Genomic DNA, 17,504 nt, shown 5'->3' with positions numbered 1-17,504 from the left:
CTCGCGACAGAGCGGGGCTATTCGTCGGGGGTGTCCAGGGTTTCCAGGACGACTTCGGCCACCCGCTTCATGGTCGTGCGCCGGTCCATCGCGGCGCGCTGAATCCACTTGAACGCCTCGGGCTCGGTCATGCCCTGTTTGGTCTGCAGCAAGCCCTTTGCGCGCTCGACGAGCTTGCGGGTCTCCAGCCGCTCGGACAGCGTCGCCACTTCCCGCTCCAGCTCGGTGATCTCGCTGAAACGGCTGACCGCCAACTCGATCGCCGGAATCAGGTCGCTGATCGTGAAGGGCTTCACCAGATAGGCCATCGCCCCGGCGTCGCGCGCGCGCTCGACCAAGTCCCGTTGGCTGAAGGCGGTCAGCACGACGATCGGCGCGATGCGCTTGCTGGCGATCTCGGACGCCGCGTCGATCCCGTCGCGGCGCGGCATCTTGACGTCCATGATCACCAGGTCGGGTCGATGTTGTTCGGCCAACTCGACGGCTTCCTGCCCGTCGCCGGCCTCCCCGACGATCTCGTAACCCTCCTCTCGCAGCATCTCGGCGAGGTCCATACGGATGAGCGCTTCGTCTTCGGCGATCAGGACCCGGCGCGGCACAGCGGCGTCGGTGTCGGTCGTGGGGCCTGTCATGACGGATATTGTGTCGTGAACGCGTGAGACCAGCGACCTCGGGGGCGGTGAGACGGTGGGCGCCGCCAGATCCTCTATGGTGGGAGGCTGCCTCTAAGGTAGGAGGCCGAGTTAGCCCTCGTATCCCAACTGGCAGAGGAAACGGACTCAAAACCCGTCCAGTGTGGGTTCGAATCCCACCGAGGGCACCACAGACGCGATTGGCAAGCAACCCCGTCACGGCGTACCGGTGGCCCCGGTCGCGCCGCCGCCCACACCGATGTCGTGCGCGGCCATCCCGCTCCCATCGCGGGGCCATACGGCAAACCGGCCGGGGGCCGCCAGGCCGATTTCCGATACCGATGTAGCGGCGATCCGGGCCACCCCAACCCTGCGGCTTGGGAAATCGGCAAAATGCGTGCCAAAAGTATGAGTTCGTCTGAATTTAGATACCGGACGCATTTACTGCTGCGCGTTGGATTCAACAGAAGCGCGACACACACACGATGAATTCATAATATTTCCGGTGCCGCCGACTCACGATGCAAATACACAATTCGAAGCGGATCCCAGCACTCTCACGAGGGCCCATTCGCCCACCGGGCGAGCGGGCGCCGACAGGGTGGTGTCATTGCCGCGTCAGTGGCTGATGCACACCTGTTCTTCTGAGTGCACCACGTTGACCTGCATCGGATCGTTCTGCATGGAGTCGGTGGCAACCCGCAACAATGACGCCGCTCCGCCACACCCCACCCCGCAGGCGGGCGTTGCGGCCGCGGTGCAAGCCAGCATTAGCGCGATGCCGATCCTGCTGCGCAGATTTGCCATACCGCACCCCCGCATTAGAGGAACAAGTGACCCGCATCACAGCCATACATATGTTTAATAACATGTCGGAAAATTTTGTGACACCCCTCGACGGAAAATCTTTTTTAATTCCTCGACGCCCGGCGAGGCCAAGCCCTGCGCCGGGCATCCGGTACGGGGCCCCGATTCGCCGTTGACCGGGCCGACAAATCCGAGCTCAGCGGGTTACGCTTTGAACGTGGCGGCTAAGAAGTGCGGCGCCCCACCCGTGCCAGATGGCTCGTCGAGAAGCCCGGACTGCGTAGCCGCGGTGCGGGCGCAGACGCGCGACCGCAATCAGCATTACGCGGCCAGCGCCGCGCGCCGTGCCAGGATCCTCACCATCACGTCGTGGCTCGCCGTCACGGTAAGCGTGAGCTTCGTTCTCGTGCAGATCCTCAGCGGAGCCTGGCTGTGGCAGGTGAGCTCAATCAACGTCCTGGGCGCGATGGTCTTCGCGCTGGTCCCGTGGCTGCAACGGTTCGGCGAACTGGTTGCGCCGCTTACCTTCCTGGTAACGGCCTACGTGTCGGTCTTCGCCAGCTGCGTGGACGTCGGCACCGGCTCGGGGGCTCAGTTCTTCTTTCTGGTGGGCGCCTGCATCGTCGTGCTGCTACTGGGTATCGAGCACATCGTCTTGGCCTCCGCGCTCGCCGCCGTCGCCGCGGGCCTGATCGTGGCCGTCGAGTTCCTGGTCCCCCGCGACACCGGGCTGCAGCCGGCCTGGGTCCAGTCGACCGGTTTTGTCATCACGACGATTTCCAGTGTGGTGATGGTGGTCGTGACGGTGTGGTTCGCCCTGCGCGACACCGCCCGCGCCGAGAGCGTGATGGAGGCGCAGTACGCGCGCTCGGAGGCGCTGCTGTCCAACATGTTGCCGGCCAGCATCGCCGAGCGGCTCAAGGAACCCGGGCGCGGCGTCATCGCCGACAAGTACGACGTCGCCTCCGTGCTGTTCGCCGACATCGTCGGCTTCACCGAGCGGGCCAGCGGCACGGCGCCCGCCGACCTCGTGCGCTTCCTCGACCGGCTGTACGGCGCGTTCGACGCGCTCGTGGACAAGCACGGGCTGGAGAAGATCAAAGTCAGCGGCGACTCCTACATGGTGGTGAGCGGGGTTCCGCGCCCACGGCCGGACCACGCGCAGGCGCTGGCGGACTTCGCCCTCGACATGGCCAATGTGGTTGGCGGACTTCGGGATCCGCACGGCAACGCGGTTCCCCTGCGGGTCGGCATGGCATGCGGACCGGTGGTTGCGGGTGTCGTCGGTTCCCGGCGCTTCTTCTACGACGTCTGGGGCGACGCGGTCAATGTCGCGTCCCGGATGGAGTCCACCGACTCGGTGGGCCGAATTCAGGTGCCGGAGGCCATGTACGAGCGCCTCGAGGACGAATTCGTGCTGCAGGAACGCGGCCACATCGACGTCAAAGGCAAGGGCCTCATGCGCACCTGGTACCTGATCGGGCGCAAGGCGGCCGACGAGCCGGCCGAGGTGCCGGCCGACGATTCACGCACCGCCCGCGTATAGCCGAAGTGCCCTATCACGTATCGCCGAAGTGCCCTATACCGAGGGCGGCGTTTGTGTCAGACTGCGCCCATGCAAACCACACCTGGATCTCCCCCCGTTCCAAGTTTGTTGCCGCATCTATGGAAATCGACCCTGCTGTCGGGATTTCTCTCGCTGGCCCTCGGCGTGGTGGTGCTGGCGTGGCCCGGAATATCGATCGTCGTCGCGGCGGTCGCCTTCGGCGTGTACCTGCTGATCACCGGCGCCGCACAGGTGTTCTTCGCTTTCAGCCTGCACGTCTCGGCGGGAAGCCGGATCCTGTTGTTCATCAGCGGCGCGGCCTCACTCATCTTGGCGTTGTTGGCGTTTCGCCATTTCGGTCAGGGCTACGCAATCCTGTTGCTGGCCATCTGGATTGGCATCGGATTCATCTTCCGTGGCGTCGGGACGACGGTTTCGGCCATCCAGGATCCGTATCTGCCGGGGCGCGGATGGGCGATCTTCATCGGCGTGATCAGCCTGCTCGCCGGCATCGTCGTCCTCGCGTCGCCGCTCGAATCGATCGTCACGCTGGCGCTGGTGGTCGGGGTGTGGTTCGTGGTCCTGGGCGTCTTCGAGATCGTGTCGTCCTTCGCCATCCGGAAAGCTTCGAAGACCCTGACCGGCTGAGGCGGCTCGTGGTGGCGCCGTCCCGACCCTTCTACTACACTGCGTAGTAGCGCGCCTGCTGCTACGCGGTCCCGGGAGTGACAGATGAATGTCGTCGATATTTCGCGGTGGCAGTTCGGTATCACCACCGTCTACCACTTCATCTTCGTGCCGCTCACCATCGGCCTGGCACCGCTGCTCGCCGTCATGCAGACGGTGTGGGTGGCCACGGGTAACACCGCGTGGTACCGCCTGACCAAATTCTTCGGCAAGTTGTTCTTGATCAACTTCGCCATCGGCGTGGCGACGGGCATCGTCCAGGAATTCCAGTTCGGCATGAACTGGAGCGAGTATTCGCGGTTCGTCGGCGACATCTTCGGCGCGCCGCTGGCGATGGAAGGGCTGTTCGCCTTCTTCTTCGAGTCCACCTTCATCGGGTTGTGGATATTCGGCTGGGATCGGCTGCCGAAGCTGATCCACCTGGCCTGCATCTGGATCGTCGCGATCGGTGTCAACGTGTCCGCGTTCTTCATCATCGTGGCGAACTCCTTCATGCAGCATCCGGTCGGCGCGCACTACAACCCGACGACGCATCGCGCCGAGTTGGACAGCATCACCGCGCTGCTGGGCAATAACACTGCGCGATGGGCGTTTACCCACACGGTCACCGGCGCGTTGCTCACCGCTGCGACGTTCGTCGCGGCCGTCAGCGCCTGGTTCCTGGTCCGCTCCCGCCGCGCGGCGACCGCCACCCCGGCCGCCGAATCGGACGCCCGCACCATGTTCCGCCCGGCGGCCATCCTGGGCTGCTGGGTGGTGCTGCTCGCGGCCGTCGGCCTGTTCTTCACCGGCGACCGGCAGGGCAAGCTGATGTTCGTCCAGCAACCGATGAAGATGGCGTCGGCCGAGACGCTGTGCGACACCCAAACAGACCCGGACTTCTCCATCCTGACGGTAGGCCGGCACAACAACTGTGACGGGGTCAAAGGTGTCCTGCAGGTGCCCTACGTGCTGCCGTTCCTCGCCGAGGGCCGCATCAGCGACGTCACGTTGCAGGGCGTGCGGGATATCCAGCGGGACTTCGAGTATCGATTCGGGCCGAACGACTATCGGCCGAACCTGTTCGTCACCTACTGGTCGTTCCGCGCGATGATCGGTTTCCTCGCCGTTCCGATCCTGTTCGCGCTCGCGGCGCTGTGGCTCACCCGCGGCGGGCGGGTGCCCAACCAGCGGTGGTTTTCCTGGCTGGCGCTGCTGACGATTCCCACCCCGTTCCTGGCGAACATCTCCGGGTGGGTGTTCACCGAAATGGGCCGGCAGCCCTGGATCGTCGCGCCGAATCCCACGGGCGACCAACAGGTTCGGTTCACCGTCCAGGAGGCCGTCTCGCAGCATGCGCCGGGCATGGTCATCACCTCGCTGGTGACCTTCACCCTCGTCTACGCGGTGCTGGCGGTCATCTGGTTCTGGCTGCTCAAGCGGTACGTCACCGAAGGGCCGCGGGAGCACGACGCCGAACCGGCTCCCCCGCCGGCACCCGGCGAGGACGAAGTGGCGCCACTTTCGTTCGCCTACTAGCCCGGCCCACCAACGGCAGAAAGGAGCTGACCGATGGGACTGCAGCAGTTGTGGTTCGGCATCATCGGATTGCTGTTCCTCGGTTTCTTCGTCCTGGAGGGCTTCGACTTCGGCGTCGGCATGTTGATGGAGCCGCTCGCCCGCGTCGGTATCGGTGAGCCCGAGCCCATCCGACGGACGGCGCTGAACACCATCGGCCCCGTCTGGGACGGCAACGAAGTGTGGCTGATCGTGGGCGGCGCCGCCATGTTCGCGGCCTTCCCCGGCTGGTACGCCACGGTGTTCTCCGCGCTGTACCTGCCGCTGCTGGCCATCCTGTTGGGCATGATCCTGCGCGCCGTTTCCATCGAGTGGCGCGGCAAGGTCGACGACACAAAATGGCGGGCCTGGGCCGATTTCGGCATCGCCGCCGGTTCCTGGCTGCCGGCCGTGTTGTGGGGAGTGGCGTTCGCCATCCTGGTGCGCGGGCTCCCGGTGGGCGGCGACGGCCAGGTCCACTTGTCGATCACCGACGTGCTCAACGCGTACACCCTGCTGGGCGGGTTGGCCACGGCCGGACTGTTTCTGCTTTACGGCGCGGTGTTCATCTCGTTGAAGACCTCCGGCGCCATCCGCGACGACGCCCACCGGCTGGCGGTGTGGCTGTCGCTTCCGGTGACCGGACTGGTTGCGGGCTTCGGGATCTGGACGCAACTGGCCCACGGCAAGGACTGGACGTGGCTGGTCCTCGCGGTGGCGGTGGTGGCGCAGCTCGCGGCCGTCCTGCTGGTGTGGCGGCGCGGGTCCGACGGCTGGGCGTTCGCGTGCGCGGCGACCGTCGTTCTGTCGGTGGTGATCCTGTTGTTCGGCGCGCTGTACCCCAACCTGGTGCCCTCGACGCTGAACGAGCAGTGGAGCCTGACCATCTACAACGCCTCGTCGACGCCCTACACCCTCAAGGTCATGACGTGGGTGACCGTATTCATGGCTCCGCTGACGGTGGTGTACCAGGCATGGACGTACTGGGTGTTCCGGCAACGGATCTCGGCGGACCGGATACCGCCGTCCATCGGCCTGGCGAGGCGGATGTCCTGAGCGCAACGGACTCGCCGCCCGGATCACGAGCGCGGGGCCCCCTGGACCCGCGATTGTGGCGGGCATCGGGCGCGTTGCGCCGCTACCTGACCGCGACGGTCTGCTGCGGGGTGGTGATCGCCGGCTGCGCGATCGGCTCGGCGATCGTGCTGGCGGGCGTGGTCGCCCGCGCCGTGAACGATCGCTCGTCGCACAGCCTGCGGGCGTGGCTCGGGCCACTGTCGATCCTGTTGGCGCTGTGGACCGTTCGCACGCTGGCGCAGTGGCTGCAGGGCCGCCTGGGCCAACGGGGCGCCAGCTCGGTCATCGCCGATCTGTCCGGTCAGGTGCTGACGGCGGTCACCGCCCGCCAGCCCGGTGAACTCGCGGCCCAACGCGATGAGGCCGCGGTGGTGGTCACCCGAGGCCTCGACGGCCTGCGACCCTACTTCACCGGGTACCTGCCCACCTTGCTGCTCGCCGCGATCCTGACACCGGCGACCGTCGCCATGATCGCGGTCTACGACCTGAAATCGGCGGCGATCGTGGCCATCACCTTGCCGCTCATACCGATCTTCATGGTGCTCATCGGGCTGGCAACCGCCGACCGGTCCGCCGCGGCGCTGGCCGCCATGACGACGTTGCAGGGGCGCTTGCTCGACCTCATCGCCGGCATCCCCACCCTGCGGGCGTTGGGACGCGGCCGGGGACCGGAACGCCGCATCGCCGAACTCGCTGCCGCGCATCGCCGCTCGGCCATGGCGACGCTTCGGATCGCCTTCCTGTCGGCGCTGGTGCTGGAACTGCTGGCGACCCTGGGCGTGGCGCTGATCGCGGTCGGGATCGGCCTCCGCCTGGTGTTCGGCGAGATGACGCTGGCGACCGGCCTCACGGTGCTGTTGCTGGCACCCGATGTGTACTGGCCGTTGCGCCGCATCGGCGTGGAATTCCATGCCGCGCAAGATGGACGGACCGCCGCCGACAAGGCCTTCGCCCTCATCGGCGAGCCGACCCCCGCAAAGACCCGGGAGCGCACGGTCACCGCCCGCGGGGCCCAGATCCGCCTCGAGGGGCTCAGCGTCGCCGGCCGCGACGGCCACGCGCCGCGCGACCTCACCGCGGTCGTCGAACCCGGCTCGGTGACGGTGCTGACCGGGCGCAACGGCGCGGGCAAGACCACCACGCTGCAGGCAATCGCCGGGGTCACCGTGCCGTCCTCCGGCCGGGTCACCGTGGCCGGAGTCGACGTGGCCGACCTGGAGCCCGGCGCATGGTGGCGGCAGTTGTCCTGGCTTCCGCAGCGACCGGCGCTGGTCCCGGGCACGGTCCGGGACAACCTGGTGCTGTTCGGTGAGCTCGACGACCTCGAAAGGGCATGCGCGGCATCCGGTTTCGATACGGTGCTGGCCGAGCTGCCTGACGGGCTGGACACCGTGCTCGGCCGCGGCGGCGTCGGACTGTCACTGGGGCAGCGCCAACGGCTGGGCCTGGCCCGGGCGCTCGGATCGACGGCGGCCGTGCTATTGCTCGACGAGCCCACCGCACACCTGGACACCCGCGCCGAGGACCGCGTGTTGCGGGCGATCGTCGAGCGCGCCCGGGCCGGTGCGACCGTGGTCGTCGTCGGGCACCGCGAGCCGGTCCTCGCCATCGGTGACCGGGTGGTCGAAGTGGCCGCCGACAGTGGAGCGCGTTATGCCCCAGTCTGATCCGCTGTTGGCGGCCGCGGCGCTGCTGCGGTCGCGGCTCCCCCGCATCGTGGCGGCCATCGCGCTGGGCGTCCTGTCGCTGGGCAGCGCGCTCGCGCTGGCGGGCGTCTCGGCCTGGCTCATCACCCGGGCCTGGCAGATGCCGCCGGTGCTGGACCTGTCGGTCGCGGCCGTCGCGGTGCGCGCGCTCGCGATATCGCGGGGCGTCTTGCACTACTGCGAGCGGCTGGTCACCCACGACACCGCGCTACGCGCGGCCGGAACCGCCCGCGCGGCGATCTATCAGCGGCTGGCGCACGGGCCCGCGGCGGCCGCCGTTCGGCTGCACAGCGGCGAGCTCGTCGCGCGCGTGGGCTCCGACGTCGAAGAACTGGCCAACGTGTTGGTGCGTGCCGTGGTGCCCATCGGCGTCGCGGTGGTGCTGGGGCTGGCGGCGACCGCGGTGGTCGCGGCCATCTCGCTGCCGGCCGCGGCGGTGCTGGCGATCTGCCTGCTGGTCGCGGGCCTCGTCGCGCCGCGGCTCGCGGGCAAGGCCGCCGCCAGGCAGGAAACCCTTGCCCGGCAGCATCATTCGCAGCGTGACACGGCGGCGATGATCGCGCTGGAACACGCGCCCGAGCTCCGCGTCGCCGGCCTTCTTCCTCGCGTCATCGCCGAATCGCAACGCCGCCAACGCGCCTGGGGCGCCGCACTGGACGCCGCCGCCAGGCCGGCCGCCGTCGCCGAAGCGGTGCCGACCGCCGCGATCGGGGCCAGCGTGCTCGGCGCGGTGGTGGCGGGCATCGGCTTGGCGCCGTCGGTCGCGCCCACCACACTCGCGGTCCTCATGCTGTTGCCGCTGTCGGCGTTCGAGGCGATGACCCCGCTGCCGGCCGCCGCGGTCCAGCTGACGCGGTCGCGCATCGCCGCGCGCCGGCTGCTCGATCTGACGACCGACGACTCAGGCCGGCCCGAGCAGCCGGCGGCCCCGCCGGGAGCCGCCGGCACCGCCAAGTTGTCCGCCGACATCCGGTCCGGGCACGCGGCGGCGACCCGCTCGAACCGCGTCACCCTGGATCTGCCCCCGGGCGCCCGGCTGGCCGTCACCGGTTCCAGCGGTTGCGGCAAGACCACGCTGTTGATGACGCTCGCCGGGCTGCTGCCGCCGCTGGAGGGACGGGTGACGCTCGACGGCATCGACGTGATCGACCTTCGGGAAGAGGACTTGCGCGCCGCCGTCGGCTTTTTCGCCGAGGATGCGCACGTCTTCGCCACCACCGTCCGGGACAACCTGCTGGTCGCCCGCGGGGACTGCCGGGACGGCGAACTGGAGGTCGCGCTGGATACGGTCGGGCTCGGCGACTGGCTCGCCGGATTGCCCGCGGGCCTGTCGACGGTGCTGACCGGCGGCGCGCAAGCGCTTTCGGGCGGTCAGCGCAGGCGGCTGCTGCTGGCGCGGGCGGTGCTCTCACCCGCGCGGATCGTGCTGCTCGACGAGCCGACCGAACACCTGGACGCCGCGGACGCCGAACCGATGCTGCGCGACCTGTTGGGGCCGAATTCCGTTCTGATGTCCGCCGATCGGACCGTGGTGGTGGCCACCCACCACCTTCCCAACGACATCGGCTGTCGCGAACTGCGCATCGATGCGCTCAGAGGTGTCGTCGGCGCGGCATGAACTCCAGCGAGAGCAACACGATCAACAACGTGACGATCTGCGTCAGCGAGATCAGCGCGTAGCGCCGGGCGTCCAGGGCGTGGAACTTGCGCACGTACCGGTACAGCGACTCGAGCGCGATCAACGGGTCGAGGACATGGATCAACCGATAGAAGACGCGCTGGGCGCGGCTGCGATTCTTCTCGTCGAAGATCTCCGGGAAGGCCGCGAACGCGAGCGAAAGCCGTTGTGCGCCATTGTTTTTCCCGGCCATGATCATGTCGACGCTGAGCCGTTCGTCGATGCCGTTGGGCGCCCCGCGCCGGCGCCACGGCACGTCGAGGGTGATGTCGCTGCCGCCGCCGGCCGTCGCGTACCGGTGGAACCCCTGCACCTTGCCCGAGGCGTCCCTGGCGACGATCAGCTGGATGCCGGGGAACCGGCCCTCCAGCGCACCGTCAAGGTTCATGTGGAATCCGCGATCGGTGTGGGCCCCCTTGCTCGACGCCCGCACCACGTCGGTCAGCTCGGCCAGTTGCTCGGGGCTGAGTTCCTGCTCCCCGACGATCTCGGTGGTGATGCCGCAGTTGTGGGAGCGCTGCACCGCCTGGCGCAGGTTGCGGAACTTGCGCCCCACCATGTCGAAATCGGTGACGTCGACCACGACGTCGCGCCCGATCGGCACGGCGCGCAACGACTGCCCGATCACCGCGGCGTCGTTCCACAGGTCGAGCCGCCGCTCACCGCAGCCGACCACCGCGATGCGCCACCCGTGGGTATGGCACATGGCGGCGAAGTCGGCGACCAGCTCGGGGAATCGGGTCTCGTCGCCGATCGGGTCGCCGCCGACCACGGCGATGCCCAGGCGCGTCCGGTAGGCCAGCGCCGCGCTGCCGTCCGCGGTGAAGTGGTAGCTCTTGCCGGTCTGCATCGCGAACGGCGCCAGCGGATCGTCCGCGGTGGCCTGGATCAGTTTCCAGACCCGGGGCAGATCCCCGGGACGCGGATGCGACGACGTCGGCCACATCAGCACCACACCGGAGCTGGCGATCACCACGTCGCCGAGCAGGTCGAAGGCCAGCACGTGCAGGCCCAGCCCGGCGAGCACGAAGAAGCCGGCGGCGGCGGCGTGCGTGACCGTGACCGGACGGCCCAGGAAGATGCCGCGCGCGATCCACGCCACCGCGACCAGAACCGTCAGCGACCAGGCCAACCGGTCGGTGTAGTGCCACGCCGGCTGGTCGTGGTGGCGAACAAGGATTTCCGCCAACCAGCAGGTGGCGCTGAGCAGGGCCAGCGCACCGATCAACCGGGCCGCCCGCGAATCGACCGAGACGACCACGCGTTCCCGCGCGCGGGCCTTCGCTGAGACGTCGACCAAAGGGCCGCTCACACTCACCTCCCGATGCGCTGATGTTCCAGCTGGGCGGCTGTTTGCCGCCACTGCACCGAATACCCGGCTGCTACGAACATACGCGCGGCCTCGGCCCTGCCGGGCCCAAATCACGGCGATGTCCTGCGGGTATTCCGCCCTGTCTATCGGCGGGCGGGCGGAAAGTATTTCAGCACTCCTTCTTGCACCACCGTGGCGACGACCTGCCCGGAGCGATCGAAGAAGTGGCCGGTGCCGAGCCCCCGCGAATCCGCGGCCACCGGCGATGACGTCGAATACAGCACCCAGTCGTCGAAGTCGACCTGCCGGTGAAACCACACGGAATGGTTGGCGGAGGCGGCGAAGATGCGGTCGAAACCCCACGACAGGCCGTGGGTGGTGATCACCGAGTCCAGCACCGTGGTGTCCGAGGAGTACACCATGGTCGCGGTGTGCAGGACCGGGTCGTCGGGCATGATGCCGCCCGCCTTCATCCAGACCCGGTTGTGCGGCAGCCGGTCGCCCTTCTCGCGCATCACCCAGGCCGGGTCGTTGGTGTAGCGCCACTCGATCGGCTGCAGGGCGTTGACGAAGTGGGGGACGGTCTCCTCGTAACCGCGGAGCAGCTCGCCGATCGACGGCTGCGTTTCGGGCTCGCCCACCTGCGGCGGGTCGACGGCGTGTTCGAGGCCGCGGCCGCCGGACATGTAGGAGATCATCGCCGAGGACAACAGCACACCGTCCTGCACCGCGTCCACCCGCCGATTGGCGAAGCGCCGCTCGTCCCGCAGCCTGGTGACGTGGAACTCGATGTCCTTGGCGGTGTCACCCCCGTTGACGAAGTGCACGGACAGCGCGCTGGGCGGCAGGTCGTCCCGGACCAGCGTGCGGCTGCTCGCGACGAACGATTGCGACATGAGCTGCCCGCCGAAGGTCCGCATCGGGTTCTTGCTGGGGTGCGATCCGACGAAGAGCTCATCGGTGACGCGGTTGAGGTCGAGAACCGCCAGCAGTTCCTCGAAATCAGAATTGGTGCTGATCGCGGCGTCTCCTACTGGGTCCTATGGGCTTGGCGCTAAACGTCGTCCTCCCCGATCCGGTGCACATGGATCAGGTTGGTCGAACCCACTGTGCCAGGTGGCGCGCCGGCGACGATCACCACCAGGTCGCCGCGCTTGTAGCGGCCGAGTTCGAGCAGCGACTTGTCGACCTGGCGGATCATGCCGTCGGTCGAGGTCATCATCGGCACGATGAACGTCTCGGTGCCCCAGGTCATGGCGAGCTGGCTGCGCACCTCGGGCCACGCGGTGAAGGCCAGCAGCGGCAGCGGGGTGTGCAGGCGTGCCAGCCGCTTGACGGTGTCGCCGGACTGGGTGAACGCGACCAGCGCCTTGGCGTCCAGGCGCTCGCCGATGTCGCGGGCGGCATAGGAGATCACGCCGCGCTTGGTGCGCGGCACGTGCGTCAACGGCGGGGCGGCGGTCGAGTTGTCCTCAACCGCGCAGATGATCCGCGACATGGTGCGGACGGCCACCAACGGATGCTTCCCGACCGACGTTTCGCCGGACAACATCACCGCGTCGGCGCCGTCGAGCACCGCGTTGGCGACGTCGGAGGCCTCGGCGCGCGTCGGCCGTGAGTTCTCGATCATGGAGTCGAGCATCTGGGTCGCCACGATGACGGGTTTGGCGTTCTCCCGGGCCATCTGGATGGCCCGCTTCTGCACCAGCGGCACCTCTTCGAGGGGCAGCTCGACGCCGAGGTCGCCGCGGGCCACCATGATGGCGTCGAAGGCCAGCACGATCGCTTCCAGATTGTCGACAGCCTCCGGCTTTTCCAGCTTGGCGATCACCGGCACCCGCCGCCCGATCCGGTCCATCACCTCGTGCACCAATTCGACGTCGGACGGCGAACGCACGAATGACAGCGCGACCAGGTCGACACCGAGTTCCAACGCGAAGGCGAGGTCCTCGATGTCCTTCTCCGACAGGGCCGGCGCGGACACGTTCATGCCGGGCAGCGAGATGCCCTTGTTGTTGCTGACGGGGCCGCCCTCTTCGACGGTGCAGATGACGTCGTCGCCGTCGATGCGCTCGACGACGAGCCCGACCTTGCCGTCGTCGACCAGCACCCGGTCCCCGACCGTCGCGTCCGCGGCCAGCTTCTTGTAGGTGGTCGACACGCGGTCGTGGGTGCCCTCGCAGTCCGCGACGGTGATGCACACGGTTTCGCCGTCGGCCCAGTACGTGGACCCGGTGGCGAAACGCCCCAGCCGGATCTTCGGGCCCTGCAGGTCGGCGAGCACACCGACCGCGCGGCCGGTGGTGTCGGAAGCGGCCCGCACCCGCTCGTAGGCGGCCTTGTGGTCGGAGTAGTCGCCGTGACTGAAGTTCAGCCGGGCGACGTCCATTCCGGCCTCGACCAGCGCCAGAATCACTTCGTCCGAATTCGTCGCAGGGCCAAGGGTGCAGACGATCTTCCCGCGTCTACTCACGCCGACACAGCATAGTCGCGTGCGGGCCGCCCGGTCCGACCGAACGGGGTTCGCGCTCTGGGCGCCTAACCACTCTTAATCGCCGGAAAAAGCGGGAAGCCGGGCAGGTTACGCAGCACCGTCCATGCGATGACGGCCACCACCATCGTCAGCCAAACCGGCGTCGACGGCGCCGGTTTGCCGCTGCGGCGACGCGTCAGCAGCCATCCGGCCAGCAGCGGGATGCCGACGAGCAGGAAGACATTGTCGTTGATGGCGGCGAGCAGGTCGCCGTGCAGCAGGTCGTTCGTCATGCGCAGACCACCGCAGAACGGGCAGTTCCAGCCGGTGAGCAACTTGAAGGGGCACTGCGGATACAGCGAATTCGTGTCGTGCGGGTCGACCAGGCCGACGTAGCCGAGTGCGCCGCCCAGCACCAACGCGGTACCGGCCGCGGCGTACCGGCGCCGACGGCGCGGTCCGTGACACTGTTCCACCGCTCGTCCGGCGGGGTTGGGCTGCGTCACGTGTTCAGCATGCCAGACCGCGCGGCCATCAGGGGTTCGACGACCGGTTCCTTCGCAGCCTCCACCGGCCGCGGGTTTGCGTCTGCGGCTCGGTGGCGGAAGCGTTTTCGCCGGGCTCCTGCACCGGTTCGGAGTCTTCGTCCGGCTCTTCGCCTTCGGCCTCCGACTCCTCGGCCTCTTCCGTTTCCGGCTCTTCGTCCGCTTCCGGTTCGGCGGCTTCCGGCTCCTCCGCTTCCGGTTCGGCGGCTTCCGGCTCCTCCGCTTCGGGCTCCTCGGCTTCGGCTTCGGGCTCTTGCGCTTCCGACTCCTCGGCTTCGGGCTCGGCCTGTTCCGCTTCCGACTCCTCGGCTTCGGGCTCTTCCGCGGCCTCCGCTTTGACGGTCTCGGGCTCGGCGTCCTCGGGAGTCTCATCCTCAGCCGGCGTGGGGGCGGGTTCATCGTCGTCTCCGCCGGCACCCGCCGCGACCGCCGTAGTCGGCGCCTCAGCCGAGACGACGGTCGGTGACTCGTCCGCCGGCACCGCCTCCGCGGGCTCCTCCTCGGCAACGTGACCGGTGCCGCGCAGGCTCTCGGGGTCCTCCCGCCCCTTGGGCGCCACCATGAGGTACACCACGGCGCCGATGAACACGAAAGTCGATGTGAACGAATTGATCCGGATGCCCGCAATGTGGGTGGCGGTGTCGTCGCGCAGCAACTCCACGCCGAAGCGCCCGATGCAATAGGCGGCCACATACAGTGCGAACAGCCGCCCGTGGCCCAGCCTGAACCGTCGGTCCGCGTAGATCAAGAGGGCGAAAACCAGGACGTTCCAAATCAATTCGTAGAGGAAGGTCGGCTGGACGACGAGCGCCACCTGCCCCGTCGAGACACCGTCCAGCGAATGGGGGTCGATGTATCCCGAGGGGTCGCGGCGGTAGAAGATCTCCAGACCCCACGGCAGTGTGGTTTCCCGGCCGTAGAGCTCCTGGTTGAAGTAGTTGCCGAGCCGGCCGATGGCCTGCGCCAGAATGATTCCCGGCGCGATCGCGTCGCCGAAGGCAGGCAGCGGAATGCCGTGACGCCGGCAAGCGATCCAGGCGCCGACGCCGCCGAGGGCTACCGCGCCCCAGATGCCCAGGCCGCCGTCCCAAATGCGCACCGCGGCACCCAACCCGGCGCCGCCCGGTCCCCAATAGGTTCGCCAGTCGGTGGCCAGGTGATAAAGCCGGCCGCCGACCAGTCCGAACGGCACTACCCACAGCGCGATGTCATAGATGACTCCGCGCTGCCCGCCGCGGGCCTCCCAGCGCCGGTCGCCGATCAGCAGCGCCGCCACGATGCCGGTGATGATGAACAACGCGTAGGCGCGAATGGGCAGCGGGCCGAGGTGCCAGACACCCTGGGGAGGACTGGGAAAGTATTCCGGCAACATCGTCATCAGGCGGACGCCCTCTGCCGGACACCGGCGGCCAGCTCCTCGGTCAGCGCCCGCAACGCGGGCAACCCACCGTCGCCGAGCGCCGACACCAGCGCCGAACCGACGATGACGCCGTCGGCGTAGCTGCCGATCTGCGCGGCCTGCTCGCGTGAGCGCACGCCCAGGCCGACGCCGACGGGTATGTCCGACACCGCCTTCACCCGTTGCACCAGTTCGGGCGCGGCCTGCGACACCGCGTCACGCGCTCCGGTTACCCCCATCGTGGAAGCAGCGTAGACGAATCCCCGCGATGCCTCGACCGTCATCGCCAACCGTTGCGGCGTCGACGACGGTGCCACCAGGAAAATGCGATCCAACCGATGCTCCTCCGCTGCCGCCAGCCACTGCCCGGCCTCGTCGGGGATGAGGTCCGGAGTGATGAGGCCGTGCCCTCCGGCCGACGCGAGATCCCGCGCGAACGCGTCGACCCCGTACCGCAGCACCGGGTTCCAGTACGTCATCACCACCGCACGCCCGCCGGCCGCGCCGATCGCCTCAACGGCGGCGAGCGTGTCCCGGACTCGTACTCCCCCGTGCAGCGCGACCTCGGTGGCCCGGGCGATGGTCGGCCCGTCCATGCCCGGATCCGAATAGGGCACACCGACTTCGATGATGTCGCAACCGGATTCGACGAGGGCCAGCATTCCGTCGACCGATACGGGCACGTCGGGGTAGCCGGTGGGCAGGTAGCCGATCAGCGCCGCGCGATTCTCCTTGCGGCACGCGTCGAAGACCGGTCCGAGCCTGCTGGCTTGCCTCTGTTCCACCGTCATCGCTCGCCGGGCCCCATCAGGCCGAACCATTTCGCGGCCGTCTCGACGTCCTTGTCACCCCGGCCCGACAGGTTCACCACGATGATGGCGCCCTGCCCCATCTCCTGGCCCAGCTTGACCGCACCCGCCACCGCGTGCGCCGACTCGATGGCCGGGATGATGCCCTCGGTGCGGCAGAGCAGCGCGAACGCGTCCATCGCCTCGGCGTCGGTGATCGGCCGGTATTCGGCACGCCCGATCTCCTTCAGATACGCGTGCTCGGGGCCCACCCCCGGATAGTCCAAACCCGCTGAGATCGAATGCGATTCGATGGTCTGCCCGTCCTCGTCCTGCAGCAGGTAAGAGAACGACCCCTGAAAGGCACCGGGTGAGCCGCCGGCGAATGTCGCGGCGTGCCTTCCGGTTTCGACGCCGTCGCCGGCCGCCTCGAAGCCGACCAGGCGCACCCCCGGATCGTCGATGAACGGGTGGAAGATGCCGATGGCGTTGGATCCACCACCGACACAGGCCACGACCGCGTCGGGCAACCGGCCCGCCTGGGCCTGGATCTGCACGCGCGCCTCCAACCCGATGATGCGCTGGAAATCGCGCACCATCGCCGGAAAGGGATGCGGGCCCGCCGCGGTGCCGAAGCAGTAGTAGGTGCGCTCGGCGTTGGTAACCCAGTCGCGAAACGCCTCGTTGATGGCGTCTTTGAGCGTTTTCGAGCCGCTCTGGACAGACACCACCTCGGCGCCGAGCAGCCGCATCCGCGCCACATTGAGCGCCTGGCGCGCGGTGTCCACCGCGCCCATGTAGATGACACACTCCAGTCCGAGCAGGGCGCACGCGGTGGCCGTGGCGACGCCGTGCTGGCCGGCACCCGTCTCGGCGATGACCCGGGTCTTGCCCATTCTCTTCGCCAGCAACGCCTGACCGAGGACATTGTTGATCTTGTGAGAACCGGTGTGGTTCAGGTCTTCTCGCTTGAGAAAGATCCGCGCCGAGCCGGCATGCCCGGACAGCCGGGTGGCCTCGTACAGCGGCGACGGGCGGCCGGCGTAGTTGGCCTGCAGGTCGTCGAGGGTGTCCAGGAAATCGGGGTTGATGCGTTCCTTCTCGTAGGCGGCGGTGACCTCTTCGATCACCGCCATCAACGCCTCCGCGACGTAGCGCCCGCCGTATACGCCGAAATGGCCACCCGCATCGGGTTCGTGGCGGGTGGGTTCGGCGACGGCTGCACTCGGAAGGGGAAGGTCCGGGCGGGATATGTTGACCATCACCAAGGCTCTACGCGGGGATGGCTCATGAGGTTCAACGTTTCGGCGCCGGGGCT

Annotated in this window: 14 protein-coding genes, 1 tRNA gene and 1 pseudogene; 7 read left to right on the top strand and 9 right to left on the bottom strand. The window is 68.2% G+C overall.

Annotated features, from left to right (window positions below):
* Nucleotides 1-17 precede the first annotated feature (17 nt).
* Nucleotides 18-632: an ANTAR domain-containing response regulator gene (locus tag G6N37_RS05465; protein WP_163676999.1), complete on the bottom strand. Its 615-nt coding sequence runs from the start codon at nt 630-632 to the stop codon at nt 18-20.
* A gap of 114 nt (nt 633-746) precedes the next feature.
* On the opposite strand from G6N37_RS05465, the gene G6N37_RS05460 reads away from it, so the two are divergent.
* Nucleotides 747-823, top strand: a tRNA-Leu gene (locus tag G6N37_RS05460).
* 427 nt (nt 824-1,250) lie between these two features.
* Here the strand turns inward: G6N37_RS05460 and G6N37_RS05455 are convergent.
* Nucleotides 1,251-1,439: a hypothetical protein gene (locus G6N37_RS05455; protein ID WP_163676996.1), complete on the bottom strand. Its 189-nt coding sequence runs from the start codon at nt 1,437-1,439 to the stop codon at nt 1,251-1,253.
* A gap of 217 nt (nt 1,440-1,656) precedes the next feature.
* Here G6N37_RS05455 and G6N37_RS05450 point away from each other — a divergent pair, with 217 nt between their 5' ends.
* The 6 genes and pseudogenes from G6N37_RS05450 to cydC all read left to right on the top strand — a co-directional run bounded on the left by G6N37_RS05450 (nt 1,657) and on the right by cydC (nt 9,671).
* Nucleotides 1,657-2,985, top strand: coding sequence for an adenylate/guanylate cyclase domain-containing protein (locus G6N37_RS05450; RefSeq protein WP_163676994.1), 1,329 nt, complete (start codon nt 1,657-1,659; stop codon nt 2,983-2,985).
* Nucleotides 2,986-3,036: 51 nt separating this feature from the next.
* Complete coding sequence (locus tag G6N37_RS05445; RefSeq protein WP_163676991.1) at nt 3,037-3,633, top strand: HdeD family acid-resistance protein; 597 nt, start codon at nt 3,037-3,039, stop codon at nt 3,631-3,633.
* A gap of 84 nt (nt 3,634-3,717) precedes the next feature.
* The gene (locus tag G6N37_RS05440; protein WP_163676988.1) at nt 3,718-5,190 is read left to right on the top strand and encodes a cytochrome ubiquinol oxidase subunit I; all 1,473 of its coding nucleotides are present in this window, start codon (nt 3,718-3,720) and stop codon (nt 5,188-5,190) included.
* Nucleotides 5,191-5,223: 33 nt separating this feature from the next.
* Complete coding sequence (gene cydB / locus G6N37_RS05435) at nt 5,224-6,264, top strand: cytochrome d ubiquinol oxidase subunit II (protein WP_163676985.1); 1,041 nt, start codon at nt 5,224-5,226, stop codon at nt 6,262-6,264.
* 74 nt (nt 6,265-6,338) lie between these two features.
* Nucleotides 6,339-7,952 (top strand): thiol reductant ABC exporter subunit CydD, encoded by a 1,614-nt coding sequence (cydD, locus tag G6N37_RS05430; protein ID WP_232075480.1) that lies wholly within the window; start codon nt 6,339-6,341, stop codon nt 7,950-7,952.
* Nucleotides 7,939-9,671: pseudogene (gene cydC, locus G6N37_RS05425) on the top strand (thiol reductant ABC exporter subunit CydC). The gene cydD and the pseudogene cydC overlap by 14 nt, the downstream one beginning before the upstream one ends.
* On the opposite strand, the gene G6N37_RS05420 reads toward cydC, so the two are convergent.
* The 7 genes from G6N37_RS05420 to trpB form a co-directional block, all read right to left on the bottom strand.
* Nucleotides 9,584-10,981 carry a bifunctional lysylphosphatidylglycerol flippase/synthetase MprF gene (locus G6N37_RS05420; protein WP_163676977.1) on the bottom strand — a complete coding sequence of 466 codons (1,398 nt, stop codon included), beginning with the start codon at nt 10,979-10,981 and terminating at the stop codon, nt 9,584-9,586. The pseudogene cydC and the gene G6N37_RS05420 sit on opposite strands and share 88 nt — an antisense overlap.
* Nucleotides 10,982-11,124: 143 nt before the next feature.
* Nucleotides 11,125-12,000, bottom strand: a complete 876-nt coding sequence (locus G6N37_RS05415) for an acyl-CoA thioesterase II (protein ID WP_163684640.1) — start codon at nt 11,998-12,000, stop codon at nt 11,125-11,127.
* Between the two features lie 35 nt (nt 12,001-12,035).
* Nucleotides 12,036-13,454 (bottom strand): pyruvate kinase, encoded by a 1,419-nt coding sequence (gene pyk / locus G6N37_RS05410; RefSeq protein WP_163676974.1) that lies wholly within the window; start codon nt 13,452-13,454, stop codon nt 12,036-12,038.
* 65 nt (nt 13,455-13,519) lie between these two features.
* Complete coding sequence (locus G6N37_RS05405) at nt 13,520-13,930, bottom strand: DUF2752 domain-containing protein (RefSeq protein ID WP_232075477.1); 411 nt, start codon at nt 13,928-13,930, stop codon at nt 13,520-13,522.
* A gap of 58 nt (nt 13,931-13,988) precedes the next feature.
* Complete coding sequence (locus G6N37_RS05400; RefSeq protein ID WP_163676968.1) at nt 13,989-15,377, bottom strand: prolipoprotein diacylglyceryl transferase; 1,389 nt, start codon at nt 15,375-15,377, stop codon at nt 13,989-13,991.
* Nucleotides 15,377-16,189 carry a tryptophan synthase subunit alpha gene (trpA, locus tag G6N37_RS05395; protein ID WP_163676965.1) on the bottom strand — a complete coding sequence of 271 codons (813 nt, stop codon included), beginning with the start codon at nt 16,187-16,189 and terminating at the stop codon, nt 15,377-15,379. The genes G6N37_RS05400 and trpA overlap by 1 nt, the downstream gene beginning before the upstream one ends.
* Nucleotides 16,186-17,448, bottom strand: coding sequence for a tryptophan synthase subunit beta (trpB, locus tag G6N37_RS05390; RefSeq protein ID WP_163676962.1), 1,263 nt, complete (start codon nt 17,446-17,448; stop codon nt 16,186-16,188). Before trpB ends, trpA begins: the two co-directional genes overlap by 4 nt.
* Nucleotides 17,449-17,504 lie beyond the last annotated feature (56 nt).

Origin of the sequence: Mycobacterium seoulense (genome assembly GCF_010731595.1) — a bacterium.
GTDB lineage: Bacteria > Actinomycetota > Actinomycetes > Mycobacteriales > Mycobacteriaceae > Mycobacterium > Mycobacterium seoulense.
This window is presented reverse-complemented; position numbering and strand designations above follow the sequence as displayed.